Origin of the sequence: [Mycoplasma] cavipharyngis, from assembly GCF_042984175.1 — a bacterium.
Lineage (GTDB): Bacteria > Bacillota_I > Bacilli_A > Mycoplasmatales > Mycoplasmoidaceae > Mycoplasma_N > Mycoplasma_N cavipharyngis.
Window position 1 is genome coordinate 449,486 of record NZ_CP155569.1, and the last position, 14,199, is coordinate 463,684.

Consider the following 14,199-nt stretch of genomic DNA (forward strand, 5'->3'; position numbering starts at 1 on the left):
AAGGCCCTTTATTTTTTTGCCCTTTTTAGTTATTTTGAATGCTTAATTTAACTAAAAAATCAGTTTTATTACTTATTTTTGATCATAATAAATTGATTAAGATTTCTAATTTTTTGATCATAATTAAAAATTGATAAACCTATGAATGAAAATCTAGTTTTTAGATATATGTATATGTTGATATAATTAAAGCATTGATTTTCAAATTATTTTTTTGAAAATCATCAAAATTATATTTGGATTGGAAAAAAAAATTATATGAATAAAAAAGTTGCTATTAATGGCTTTGGACGAATTGGTCGGTTAACTTTTCGCACATTATTAACTCAAAAAGGAATTGATGTTGTAGCCATTAATGACTTAACTGATGCAAAAACTCTTGCTCATTTACTAAAATATGATAGTGCTCAAGGTATTTTAAAAGGTTTTTGTGTTGAAACTGAAGGTGATAATTTAAAAATAATTAATCATCAAACTAATGCAGTAACTTTAGTGCCTGTTTACTCTGAACGTGATCCTAAAAATTTACCATGAGTTAAATTAGGAGTTGAAGTTGTTTTAGAATGTACTGGTTTATTTACTAAAAAAGAAGCTGCTGAACAGCATTTGATTGCTGGTGCTAAAAAAGTATTAATTTCAGCACCTGGTACAGGTGATATGAAAACAGTTGTTTATAATGTTAATCACGACATTTTAACTCCATCTGATCAAATTGTTAGTGCTGCTTCATGTACAACTAATGGTTTAGCTCCTGTAGTTTATTTTTTAGATCAAGCTTTTGGAATTAAATCAGGAACAATGACTACGATTCATGCTTTTACTGCTGATCAACGGCTTCAAGATGCACCTCATAGAGATTTACGTAGAGCACGTGCAGCAACAGCATCGATTGTACCAACAAGCACTGGTGCAGCCAAAGCAATTGGTTTAGTAGTACCATCATTAGTAGGAAAATTAGATGGAATTGCTCATCGTGTGCCTGTAATTGCTGGTTCATTAATTGATTTAACTTTATTTTTAAATCAATCTGTAACTGCACAAGAAGTTAATCAATTACTAGAATCAAAAGCAAGTGAATCATTTGCCTATTCAAAAGATCCATTAGTATCTGCAGATATTATTGGTCATACTGCAGGTTCAATTTTTGATTCTTTATTAACTAAAGTTCAACCAACTGGTGAAGTTCGTGTTTTTGCTTGATATGATAATGAATCATCATACGTTCATCAACTAGTTCGTACTTTAGTATATATGAGTCAATTATAATTTTGTTTTATTTTTAGAAATTAAATTATTATGAAATATCATAAAAAACAAATTACTGATCTTGATTTAGCTAATCAAGTTGTTTTAGTTAGATTGGATTTAAATGTTCCAATGAAACAAGGTCAAGTTGTTGATCATACAAGAATTGTTCAATCTTTGCCAACTTTGCAATATTTAATTAAAAATAATTGCAAAATTATTGTTTTAAGTCATTTATCACGAATTAAATCTCTAAAAGATAAAACTGGTGGTGAAAAAAGTTTAGCACCAGTTGCTAAAGTATTAGATCAAATGTTAGATACTCCTGTTTTATTTTGTTCTGAAAATACTGGTGATCGAGTTATTCAAGCAGTAAAACAATTAAAACCAAAAGAAATTTTAGTATTAGAAAACACTCGTTATCAAGATGTTAATGATCAAGGTGAAATTGTTAAATTAGAATCAAAAAACGATTCTAAATTAGCCCAATTTTGAGCTAGTTTAGCAACAGTTTTTATTAATGATGCATTTGGTACAGCACATAGAAGTCATGCTTCTAATGTTGGAATAGCAACTTATCTTAAAAATTCAGCAATTGGCTTTTTAATTGATCAAGAATTAGTTAATTTAGCTAAAGCATGTGATCAATATACAAAACCATTGATCGCTGTATTGGGCGGTTCTAAAATTTCTGATAAATTAAAAGTAATTAATCAAATTGCTAAAAAGGCAGATAAAGTTTTAATTGGTGGAGGTATGGCTTATACCTTTAAAAAAGCCCAAGGTTATGATGTTGGTGATTCATTAATTGAAGAATCAATGATTGAATCATGTCATCAAATGTTAGAACAGTGAAAAGATAAGTTAGTTTTACCAACTGATGCAGTTGTTAATGCTGAATTTGCTGATCTTCCTGGTAGAATTGTCAAATACCAAAAAGATGTTAATCTTTGAAACAATGATATTGGTTTAGATATTGGTCCTGAAACAATTGCTAATTTTTGTGCTATTTTAGATAGTGCTAAAACTGTTGTTTGAAATGGACCAGTAGGAGTGTTTGAATTTAGTAATTATCAAACAGGAACTCGTGCCATTGCTAATAAAATGCAAGAAATTACTAAAAACAATGCTTTTACTTTAATTGGTGGTGGTGATTCAGCATCAGCTTATCAACAATTTAATCAAGGTCAAGGAGTTAGTTTCATTTCTACAGGTGGTGGAGCTTCTTTAGCATACATGGAAGGACAAGATTTATTAGGTATTAGTGTTATTGCTAATAAATAATTTAAAAAAATTAGCAACTTTAATTATTAAAAACTAATGAAAGATTATTAAGAGATTAGATGGATCAAACAAATAAATCATTATTAGGATATGGGACTTATTTAATTAAAAATCAAAATATTGAAACATGAGTCCAATTATTAGAAACTGCTTATTTAGCAAAATATGATTATATTGATACTGCAAAACTTTATCAAAACGAAACAGAAATTGGGCATGCTTTAGAAGTTTTAAAAGCAAAATATGGCTTAAATTTTAATTTTAAAATCCAAACTAAAATTTGACCAAAAAATTATCCTAAAGCCCGCCAAGCAGTATTAGATTCATTAAAAAAACTGAAAGTAAAACAATTAGATTCGGTTTTATTACATTGACCAAGTCCTGATTTTGCTCAAGATTTATTAGCATGAGAAGCTCTAATTCAACTTCAAAAAGAAGGTTATATTAAATCAATTGGTGTTTCTAATTATCCAGCAAATATGTTATCCTTTTTTAGTGCAGTTACTAATCACAGTCCTAAATTTAATCAAATTCAATACAGTTTATATAATCAAAAATATAATTTAGCAGATTTTGAAGCTCTTAAAATTCATTTACAAGCATGACGTCCTTTAACTGATTCAATTCCAGATTTATCTAATGATCAAGTTTTAGTTAAAATTGCTAAAGAATTACAAACTGATCCCACTGCTATTGCCATTAGTTTTGTTAAAAGTCAAAATTTAGATGTTATTGTTAAATCAGTTAATCTTCAACGAATTGAAAAAAATGCTCAAGCATACCATCAAATTGATTTAAATCAATCACAAATTGTTAAATTAAAAGCAATTAAACGTCAAAATAAAAATTTTGTTTTTTGAAAACCATTTAATCAACCATTAAATGATCAAACAATTAGTCGTTTGAAAAAAAGAATGTTAATTTTAAATAAACGTAATAATAGTATTTTTTATTGGTTTTATTATCCAATTTATTATGCTTTAATTGTTTTTTATGCTTCTTTAGAAAGAGTTAAATCTTTTTTTAACTAAAGCATTATTATTATTATTAACTAAAAGAAAATTTTTAACTAATAGCAACCAAGAAATTAATGGTTGCTATTTTTATTGAAAAGAATTGTAAAAATAAGTTTAAATTTTAGTAATTGATATGACAAATTTAAACAAATAATTTTTTAGTATTTTATAATTAGATCTAATAATAAGAAAAAGATAAAATAAAAAACATGTTGAATCTAAAAAATTTTGAACAATCTAAAAAGATTTTAATACAAGAAATTAATCAAAATGATGCTGATGCTTTAATTATTAATTCCTTTCAAAATCGTTTTTGATTAATGAATTTTGAATCATCAGATGGTTTTGTGATCATTCAAAAAAATAATTTAATAACTTTTTTAATTGATGGACGTTATTATCAAAAAGCTGTTGAACAATTAGGTGAAATTATTAATGTTGTTTTATGAAAATCATTTGATGATTTAGCAAGTTTTATTAAAGATCAGGAATTAAATACTATTTTGATTGAAGATAGTTATACTAATGTCTTATTATTTCAAAAACTAGAAAATTGCGTTCAAGAAATTAAATTATTTTCTGCTCAAGGAATTAGAAGCAATAAGTATGAAAGTGAAATTTGTAATTTAATTAATGCTGCTGATATTGCTGTTGAAACAACTCAATTTATTCAAAAATATGCTAAACCAGGAATGAGTGAAAAAGAAATAGCTTTAGCAGCAACAATTAAAATGTTGAAATTAGGAGCTAGTAAAAATGCTTTTGAACCAATTGTTGCTTCAGGAATTAATGGCGCAAATCCCCATCATCATCCTACTGATAAAATTCTTGAAGAAAATGAAATGATTAGTTTAGATTTAGGATGTATTTTAAATAATTATTGTTCAGACATGACTCGAACTTGAGCTGTTGCTAATACTAAATTACCTGAAACTTTAGAAAAAATGCATCAAATAGTATTACAAGCACAAGCCTTAGGATTACAAACTTGTTTGGTTGATCAAACTACTTACAATGTTGATATGGCATGTCGGAAATATATTAAACATCAAGGTTATGGTGAATATTTTGTTCATTCAACAGGTCATGGAGTTGGAATTGACATTCATGAATTACCCGCAATTAATGCTAATCCAATTTTTAAAAAAACTTTAACTAATGGTATGGTAATTACTGTTGAACCAGGAATTTATGTTCCTGGAATTGGTGGTGTTAGAATTGAAGATACAGTGGTGATTAATAATCAAAAACCAATTATTTTAAATCAAAAGGCTAGTCGTAAAGTTTATTTTGAATAACAAAAAATTATTAAAAACCCAATTAAATCATCAAACAAATCTTTTACTATCACAAATTAATAAACTAAAAGAACAAATGGGTCATACTAATAAACTAAATCATATTTATTATTTTGATCATGCTGCAACTTCATTTAAACCTAAAATTTTTTTAGATGGATTAAACCAAAAATTAGATGATGATAATTTAGTTCAATTAAAACAACGTTTTATCAATTGTGCAAGTTTATGAGCACAATGCTTAAAAACTAATCAGCAAAATTTGTTTTTTACTAATAATACAACTTATGCCATTAATTTCATTGCCTATTTTTTAGAAGATAAACTTAGTTCATCTGATCAAATTCTACTTAATTATCATGAACATTCATCTAATTTGTATCCATGACAAGAATTAGCTAGAAGAAAACAATTAGAATTAGTTTATTTTCCTTATGATCAAGAATTAACAATCACTAATATTTTAAAAGCAATCACACCTCATACAAAAATTATCCCGATTGCTAATTCATCAAATATTACGAGTTTTTATATTGATATTATTGCTTTAGATCATTCAATCAAAAAAATTCGTCCTGACATTATTTTAGTAGTTGATGCAACACAGTTTTTATCAAAAAATCATATTGATTTAACTAATAGTAAAATTGATTTTTTAGTTGGTAGTTTTCATAAGTTATATACTGGTTTTGGCGTTGGTTTTTTTTATGCTAATGATCAATACTTAGATCAAATTCATTATTCTAAAATTGCTAATTTTGTTTTAAATACTCAAAATTTTTTAAATAATTTTCGTGTCATTGATTTATTAAGTTTTCTAGCTACAGAAGAATTTTTAAAAATTTGATCACAAGAAAAAACAATTGCATTAATTGATGCTTATGAACAGTTTTTAATTAATTATTTTATTGATCATTTCCCAAAAAATGATCATGGTTTTCAAATTTTAAACCAGACAAAAGATCATTTAAGATATTTAATTTTGACCCATGAAAAATTTGTTAGTGAAGATTTAGTAAAATATTTTGCTCATTTTAACATTATTGTTGCATCAGGAATTGGTTGTGCTAAATTTGCTAATTTAATTTATCAAACAAAAAATATTATTCGTATTTCATTTAGTTTTTTTAATACATTAGCTGAAATTAATTTTTTATTAACTAAAATTGCTGCTTTTAGTGAAACTGAACTAATTAATTGTTTATTATTGACAAATTCTTAAAAAACCAACAAATTGAAAATTTTTTGATTAAAAGATTGATTTTTAATTAAAGTTATTATAAAGCGGTGATTTTTAAGATTTTTATTATTAAAAATTAAGCAAAAATTCAAAAAAAAATTGATTTTATTAAATTTAATATATATAATTTCTAAAGAATTAATCTAATCAAATTAAAATGTGGCATTTGATTTATTAAAATGAAACAATTTAATGAAAAAAAGTTAATTAATTCGTTTGCAGTTTGAGAAGTAATCAAAATAAATTATATTTTAATTATTAAAATTGGTTACTATTTCCTAAATGGCTTAAATATAGGATTCAAACAAAAATTATAAATATTTAATTAGTAAATTTTTAAAGGATTTTAAAATAAATTTAAAGTTATGGCAAAGAAAAAGTTTGATCGTTCTAAAGACCATGTTAACATTGGGACTATTGGCCATATTGATCATGGAAAAACAACTTTAACAGCTGCAATTTGTACTTATTCAGCTAACAAAGGTCTTGGTGAAGCGCGTGATTATGCATCAATTGATAAAGCTCCAGAAGAAAGAGCTAGGGGTATTACAATTAATACAACTCACGTTGAATATGAAACAAATAAACGTCATTATGCACACGTTGACTGTCCTGGACATGCTGATTATGTTAAAAACATGATTACAGGTGCTGCTCAAATGGATGGTGCGATTTTAGTTGTTTCAGCAACTGATGGACCTATGCCACAAACTCGTGAACACATTTTATTAGCACGCCAAGTTGGTGTTCCTAAAATGGTTGTTTTCATGAATAAGTGTGATATGGCAAATGATCCAGAAATGCAAGATCTTGTTGAAATGGAAGTTCGTGAATTACTTACATCTTATGGTTTTGATGGTGATAATACTCCAGTTGTTAGAGGTTCTGCTCTAAAAGCATTAGAAGGAAATCAACAATATAATAATTCAGTTCAAGAATTATTAGATGCTGTTGATTCTTACATTCCTTTACCTGCTAGAGAAATTGAAAAACCATTCTTATTACCAGTTGAAGATGTTTTCACTATTACTGGTCGAGGAACTGTGGTTACTGGTCGTGCTGAACGTGGTAGATTAAAAGTTGGTGATGAAGTAGAAATTATTGGATTACGTGATACTCGTAAAGCAGTTGTTACTGGAATTGAGATGTTTCGTAAACAATTAGATGAAGTTTTAGCAGGAGATAATGCTGGGATTTTATTACGTGGTATTAATAAAGATGATGTTGAACGTGGTCAAGTTTTAGCAAAACCAGGATCAATTACTCCTCATAAAAAATTTAGAGCACAAATTTATGCTCTAAAAAAAGATGAGGGAGGACGTCATACTCCATTTGTTAAAGGATATCGTCCACAATTTTATTTCAGAACAACAGATGTTACTGGTAGTGTTGAATTAGCAAAAGGTTCAGAAATGATTATGCCTGGTGATAATGCAGAAATTGTTGTTGAATTAATTAGTAAAGTTGCTTTAGAAAAAGGTTCTAAATTCTCAATCCGTGAAGGTGGTAGAACTATTGGTGCTGGAACTGTTGTTGAAGTTTTAGAATAAGTTTTTTATCTAACATTTTTTAAAAAAAATTAATTTTTATCATTTAGAAAATTCCCATTGACTGCAGATGGGAATTTTTTTATTTAATTAATTTTGATCTGTTCATTATTTTTAATTAAATATAAATTTAAAAAGATTATAATAGTTACTGTTCAAGTCTGATTTTAGATTTGATTGGTTTTAATTGAGTTTTTTAATCAATATCAGAAATGTTTAAAAGAATAAAAATGTTATAAATTAAGAAATGAGATCAAAATCAAAATAATTATTTATGCTATTTTTAAAATACTATTATTAAACAATAATAATATTTTAATGAAATGGAGTATTAATGAAGAAAAAAATTGTTGTTGTTGGAATTAATCATGCAGGTACTTCTGCAATTAAAACACTTTTAATTGAAAATCCTAATTTAGAAATTGTTGGTTTTGAAAAGGGTGAAACTAGTTCATTCTTAGGTTGTGGTATTGCTTTGGCTGTTGGTGGAATTGTTGATAATGTAAAATCACTTTTTTATTCAAGTCCAGAACAATTAAGTCAAATGGGTGCTAAAATTCACACCAAACATTTTGTTCATGAAATTAATTATCAAGAAAAATATGTTTTAGTTGAAAATTTAACTACTAAGTCAACTTTTAAAGAAAGTTTTGATGTGTTAATTTATGCTGGTGGTTCATGACCATTAATTATGCCTTTTCATAAACCAGAATATAAATCAGTTAAATTATGTAAAACTTATGAACAAGCATTAGAATTAATTGAAGATGCTAAGAAAAACAACTTAAAAAATATTGCAATTTTAGGTGCTGGTTATATTGGTGTCGAATTAACAGAAGCTTTTGCTAAACTTGGCAATAAAAACGTTACTTTAATTGACATGGAAAATCGAATCATGCCTAGATATTTTGATGTTGAATTTACTGATCAAGTTGAAGCATCAATGAAAGCAAGTGGCGTGAACTTGTTGATGTCACATAAAGTTAATCAATTAGTAACTGATAATGATAATCGTGTGATTGCTCTAAAAGCAGAATGCACTCAAACTCAAAAAATTGAAGAAGTTCCAGTTGATTTACTGATTTCTTGTGTTGGTTTTGCACCAAAAACTGAAATTCTATTAAAAACATTACCAAATTTAAAAACATCAAGAAATAAAGCGATTGCGATTAATGAATATGCTCAAGCATTAGATCAAAACAATCAACCAGTTCCTGGTCTATATATTATTGGTGATTCAGCAGCTACTTATTATATTCCAACTAATAGTCATGAAAATGTTGCATTAGCAACTAATGCAGTTAAGTTAGGAATTGCAGCTGCATCACACATTAATTCTGATGTTAGTGCTGAATTAAAAAAAGTTAAAGTTGATTCGATTACTGGAACTAATGCGATTTCTGTATTTGGCTATAGTTATGCGTCAACAGGTTTATCATTTGAAGCAACTAAAAGATTAAAAATTGATGCTGATTCTGCCTTCCATCATGGTAATGATCGTTGTGAATTTGTCAATGAATATAGTGATGTTAAAGTTAAATTAGTTTGAGAAAAAGCAACTAAAAAATTAATTGGTGCTCAAATTGGTTCATCTAAAGATCATCCTCATACTGAAACTATTTTTGTTTTATCATTAGCAATTCAAAAATCAATGACTTTATATGATCTATTAACATTAGATTATTATTTCCTACCTCATTTAAACAAACCACTAAATTTCATTTTGTGTGCTGTTGTTAAAGCTTTAGGATTAGCATTTAATGATCATTGTTATTTATGTTCTTAGTTGATAATTAATTGTTGATTCATCAATTTATATAATTTAGATAAAAAAGCGAAAGTATTTTTGATAAATATTGTTCGCTTTTTTGTCTATAATGAATTAAAATAGTTAATTTAATTTTTCATAATGAACAAAAAGAAAACGCAAAAATCATTACAATTGAAAAAATTTATGATTGTTTTTTGATTTATCATCAAAACTACTTTCATTGGTTTTGGCGGTGGTAATGCTTTATATCCTGTAATTCATAAATATGCTGTAAATAAATATCAATGATTATCTGAAGTTGAATTTGATAATATTGTGATTACTTCCAATCTTGTTCCAGGAACTAATGTGGTACAAGCTTTATCTTTTATTGCAATTAAACAATTAGGTTTTTTTCAAGGATTAATAGTTACCATTCTTGGTTTATTGCCTAATTTATTTTTAGCAATTGGGTTTTATTTTGTCTTAGACAAATTACCTAAAGCATATTTATTTACGATTAATATCGCTGTTATTACAGTAATTGTTGGAATTTTAATTGGGTTTTCGATTCGATATTTTAAACAGTCGCGTCAATCAATTAAAATGCCTTATTTAATCATTTTAATTTTAATTAGTTTTATTTTTTCCTTTTTTGTTCCTTCACCTTTTAATACTCCAGGAATTTTAATGATTGGTACTTTTTTGATTTTATTAATTTATGCATTTATTAAAGCTTTTAAAATTAAAAAAAGTGAATCATTAAATCATGCAAAACCAAAAAATACTAAAAAACTATCTTTTTCTTTTTTCAATCACAAAAAATTAAAAGGTGATAAAAAACTAGATCTATAATGAAGTTTTTTATTAATAATTAATTTTTTTAAAATATTTGATTAAAAATTGATTCCAATCAAAATGATGAATATATAAAAAAATAATAAATATGATTTTAGGAACTATATGATCTTTAATAGGTGTTTTTATCATTAGCATCATTGTTTTTGGTGGTGGTCAAATTTTTATTCCTTTATTTCAATCATTATGAGATTTGTTAAAAGATTATGGTAATTCTAGTCATTTGAATTCGATTGATTTTAAACAAGTAACTGATAATTTTATTATTGCATCAAATATTACTCCAGGAGTTGTTTCAACTAAACTAGCAGCTTTTACTGGATTTGTGATTGATAATGGTGGTTATATTGGAATAATTGTTTTACTTTTATGTTATTTAGTTTTTGTTATTCCAGCAGTAATTGTTATGCATTTTGGCAACATTTTATTTCATAAAATTAGTTCAAAGCATTTTAAAACTGTTATTGTTTATTTTCAACCGATTATTATTGGTATTTTATTAGCATTAGCATTACAATTATTTTTAGCAATTATTTTGCCACATTTTCAATTTAATAAAGATTTACTTACTGCTGGTAAATATGATCTTGGTAAATATTTGGGTAATCTTGAAAATCAAGATAAAAATCAATTTTTCTTTAATGGCTGAAGAATTTATGTTGCAATTATTTGATCATTTATTTTAGTAATTGTTACAGTAGTTTTATATTTAAAAAAAATCAATTTATTTTTTATTATTCTAATCGCAATTGTTTTTAGTTTGATTGTCTTAGAACCTTGATTGTAAAAATAATTGGGATTAAAAAAATTACTATTAACTTAAATATTTAGATTATTAATTGATTTTTCTAATTAAAATCAATGATATTTTTATTAAAATAAAGTTTTTAGGTATTTATTTTTGATCAATATCATTAATAATTAATTTTTGATCGAGACTAAAATGAATTGAAATTTAATAAAAATAACATCTTTTTTGTTTGTAGTTTTAAATCTTAGTTTAATAAACAAAAAATTAATCGAAGTAGGTTAAATGAACACTAAAATTATTGTCATTACTGGTGGTGTTTTTTCTTCACTAGGTAAAGGAATTATTGCTGCTAGTTTAGGTAGAATTTTAAAAGAAAAAGGTTTTCAAGTATCTGCTCTAAAACTTGATCCTTATTTAAATTTAGATCCAGGAACAATGTCGCCATATCAACATGGTGAAGTTTTTGTGACTAATGATGGGGGTGAGACTGATTTAGACTTAGGTCATTATGAGCGTTTTTTAGACCATAAAATTTCTAAATTATCTTCATTATCAGCAGGGAAAATTTATGATTTGGTTTTAAAAAAAGAACGTAATGGTGATTATAAGGGTAAAACTGTACAAATTATTCCAGATGTTACTAATGAAATTAAAGATCATATTAATCGTTTATTACAAGAAAATGCTGATTTAGATTTTTTAATGATTGAAGTTGGTGGCACAATTGGTGATATTGAATCATTACCCTTCATTGAAGCCTTACGTCAATTTAAAAATTCCTATAATAAATCTGATTTAATGTTTGTTCATGTATCACCATTAGTAACTATTGATACAATTGATGAAATTAAAACTAAACCAACCCAACATTCAATTAGATTATTAAGAGAATATGGTATTGTTCCTGATCTTCTAATTTTACGTAGTAAAAAAGAAGTCAATCAAGAATTAAAAGAAAAAATTGCCATTTCTTGTGACTTGTCAATCGATTCTATTTTTACTTGTTTAGATGTTATTAATATTTATTTAATTCCTGAATTATTGTATCAACAACAAATTGATAAAAAAATTTTTAGTTATTTTCAAATTAAACCAAAAATTAATGACAATAATTTAGAAGTGTGAATTAATTTCACTAAAAAAATTACTGCTAAAAAACAATATCAATGTCATTTAGCACTCGTTGGTAAATACACTAAATTAGTTGATGCTTACTTATCAATTATTGAATCATTCAAATTAGCTAGTTATGAACTAGAAATTGATTTAAAAATTGATTTAATTAATGCTGAAACATTAACTAATTCTGAAATAGTTCAAACTACTTTAGCGAAATATGATGCTGTTTGTGTTCCTTATGGTTTTGGTCATAGGGGTGTTGTTGGAAAAATTAATACGATTGAATATTGTCGGAAAAATAAAGTACCATTTCTAGGAATATGTTTAGGAATGCAATTAGCATGTATTGAATTTGCTCGTAATCAACTCAATTATCTTGATGCTGATTCGACTGAATTTAATTCTGAAACTAAACATCCGATTTTTCACCTTCAAAAAGATAAAGATGCTGAAATTAATTTAGGTGGGACATTACGTCTTGGTGCAGGTAATATTGAATTAAAAAAAGACAGTTTAGCTTTTAGAATTTATCAAAAACAATTAATTTCAGAACGGCATCGACATCGTTATGAATTCAATAATTTTTATTTAAAAGAATTTGAAGCAGCTGGTTTGATTTTTTCAGGAGTATCAGCAAACAATAAACAAGAAATTGTTGAACTAAAAGATCATCCTTTTTTTATTGCGTGTCAATATCATCCCGAATTTAATTCTAAGCCTTTAAAAGTTGGGCCCTTATTTAGTGCATTATTAAAATCAGCAAGAAAAAAACAGGTATAAACTTTGACAAATAATTTTCAAAAACCTCGTGGGACACAAGATTTATATGGTTTAAATTTAGTTAAACGTGATATTTTGATTAATTTACTTGAACAAATTGCTAGAAATTATGGTTTTGAAAAAATTGTCACTCCTACTTTTGAACATAAAAAAGTTTTTGTTCGTTCTTTAGGAGAAACTAGTGATTTAGTTAAAAAAGAATTTTTTGAATTATTATCACACAACTCAAAAGACCAATATGTTTTACGACCAGAAAATACTGCTAGTATTGTTCGTTTAGTTGCCAATGAAAAATTGTTAATGAAACATTCTTTACCATTAAGATTTTTTTATTATGGTTCAATGTTTCGTTATGAACGCCCTCAAGCTGGCAGATTACGTGAATTTAGTCAATTTGGCATTGAAGTTATTGGTACTAATTCATTTTTAGATGATATTGAACTAATTCAATTTTGTCAACAAATTATTAAAGAACTTAATTTATCTGATCATGTTGAATTAATAATTAATTATTTAGGTGATGAGCAAACTAAAATTGTTTGAAATGATCTTCTTAAAAAACATTTTGCTAACTATTATGATCAATTATCAGCAATTAATCAAGAACGAGTTAATACTAATCCATTACGAATTTTAGATGATAAGCATGATCAAGATTTAACATGTGTTAAAAATGCTCCAAATGTTTTTATGTGTTTGAGTAATGAACAAAAACAAACATTTAATCAAATTACTAATTGTTTAGAACAACTACAAATTAAATTTAGCATTAATCCTAATTTAGTGCGGGGTTTAGATTACTATACTGGATTGGTTTTTGAATATGTTTTTCATGGATCAGGACTTGAAGGTCAAAAAACGATTATAGGGGGTGGTCGTTATGCTAAATTATTATCTGAATTTAATGCTCCTGATCATGAAAGTATTGGTTTTGGATTAGGAATTGATCGTTTATTAGTGGCATTAAATTCATTAAATTGAAATCCAATAATTGATCAAAAAATCGATCTTTATTTAGCAACTTTAGTTGATCAAATTGATTGTCAATTATTAGAATTGATTGCTCAATTAAGAATTCATAAAATTAATGTTTTTACTAATTATAAAATTAAAAAACTTAATAAACATTTTAAGTTTTTTGATCATTTCAATAAACCATTATTATTAATTTATGGACCTAAAGAACAAGCTAATCAAACAATCATTTTCCAAAATCGTCAAAATTCATTTGAACAAAAATTTAATTTAAATCAAATTGAAGATATTGTTGTAGCAATTAATCAACAAAAACTTTTAAAAATAAAATAATTA

General features: G+C 25.9%; 11 protein-coding genes. All 11 read left to right on the forward strand.

Going from position 1 to position 14,199, the window contains the following annotated elements:
- Nucleotides 1-258 precede the first annotated feature (258 nt).
- The 11 genes from gap to hisS all read left to right on the forward strand — a co-directional run bounded on the left by gap (nucleotide 259) and on the right by hisS (nucleotide 14,196).
- Nucleotides 259-1,266, forward strand: coding sequence for a type I glyceraldehyde-3-phosphate dehydrogenase (gene gap / locus MCAV_RS01870; protein ID WP_391592192.1), 1,008 nt, complete (start codon nucleotides 259-261; stop codon nucleotides 1,264-1,266).
- 30 nt (nucleotides 1,267-1,296) lie between these two features.
- The gene (locus tag MCAV_RS01875; RefSeq protein WP_391592193.1) at nucleotides 1,297-2,529 is read left to right on the forward strand and encodes a phosphoglycerate kinase; all 1,233 of its coding nucleotides are present in this window, start codon (nucleotides 1,297-1,299) and stop codon (nucleotides 2,527-2,529) included.
- Between the two features lie 59 nt (nucleotides 2,530-2,588).
- On the forward strand, nucleotides 2,589-3,560 hold the full coding sequence (locus tag MCAV_RS01880) for an aldo/keto reductase family protein (protein ID WP_391592194.1): 972 nt from the start codon (nucleotides 2,589-2,591) through the stop codon (nucleotides 3,558-3,560).
- Nucleotides 3,561-3,754: 194 nt separating this feature from the next.
- Nucleotides 3,755-4,843 (forward strand): aminopeptidase P family protein, encoded by a 1,089-nt coding sequence (locus tag MCAV_RS01885; RefSeq protein WP_391592195.1) that lies wholly within the window; start codon nucleotides 3,755-3,757, stop codon nucleotides 4,841-4,843.
- On the forward strand, nucleotides 4,836-6,065 hold the full coding sequence (locus MCAV_RS01890; protein WP_391592196.1) for an aminotransferase class V-fold PLP-dependent enzyme: 1,230 nt from the start codon (nucleotides 4,836-4,838) through the stop codon (nucleotides 6,063-6,065). The genes MCAV_RS01885 and MCAV_RS01890 overlap by 8 nt, the downstream gene beginning before the upstream one ends.
- Nucleotides 6,066-6,448: 383 nt before the next feature.
- Complete coding sequence (gene tuf / locus MCAV_RS01895; RefSeq protein ID WP_391592197.1) at nucleotides 6,449-7,633, forward strand: elongation factor Tu; 1,185 nt, start codon at nucleotides 6,449-6,451, stop codon at nucleotides 7,631-7,633.
- A 331-nt stretch (nucleotides 7,634-7,964) separates the two neighbouring features.
- Nucleotides 7,965-9,416 carry an FAD-dependent oxidoreductase gene (locus MCAV_RS01900; protein WP_391592198.1) on the forward strand — a complete coding sequence of 484 codons (1,452 nt, stop codon included), beginning with the start codon at nucleotides 7,965-7,967 and terminating at the stop codon, nucleotides 9,414-9,416.
- 123 nt (nucleotides 9,417-9,539) lie between these two features.
- On the forward strand, nucleotides 9,540-10,235 hold the full coding sequence (locus tag MCAV_RS01905; protein WP_391592199.1) for a chromate transporter: 696 nt from the start codon (nucleotides 9,540-9,542) through the stop codon (nucleotides 10,233-10,235).
- Nucleotides 10,236-10,326: 91 nt separating this feature from the next.
- Nucleotides 10,327-11,025 carry a chromate transporter gene (locus tag MCAV_RS01910; protein WP_391592200.1) on the forward strand — a complete coding sequence of 233 codons (699 nt, stop codon included), beginning with the start codon at nucleotides 10,327-10,329 and terminating at the stop codon, nucleotides 11,023-11,025.
- Between the two features lie 246 nt (nucleotides 11,026-11,271).
- On the forward strand, nucleotides 11,272-12,888 hold the full coding sequence (locus MCAV_RS01915; RefSeq protein WP_391592201.1) for a CTP synthase: 1,617 nt from the start codon (nucleotides 11,272-11,274) through the stop codon (nucleotides 12,886-12,888).
- Nucleotides 12,889-12,891: 3 nt separating this feature from the next.
- A complete protein-coding gene (gene hisS / locus MCAV_RS01920; RefSeq protein WP_391592202.1) occupies nucleotides 12,892-14,196 on the forward strand; it encodes a histidine--tRNA ligase in 1,305 nt (434 codons plus the stop codon).
- Nucleotides 14,197-14,199 lie beyond the last annotated feature (3 nt).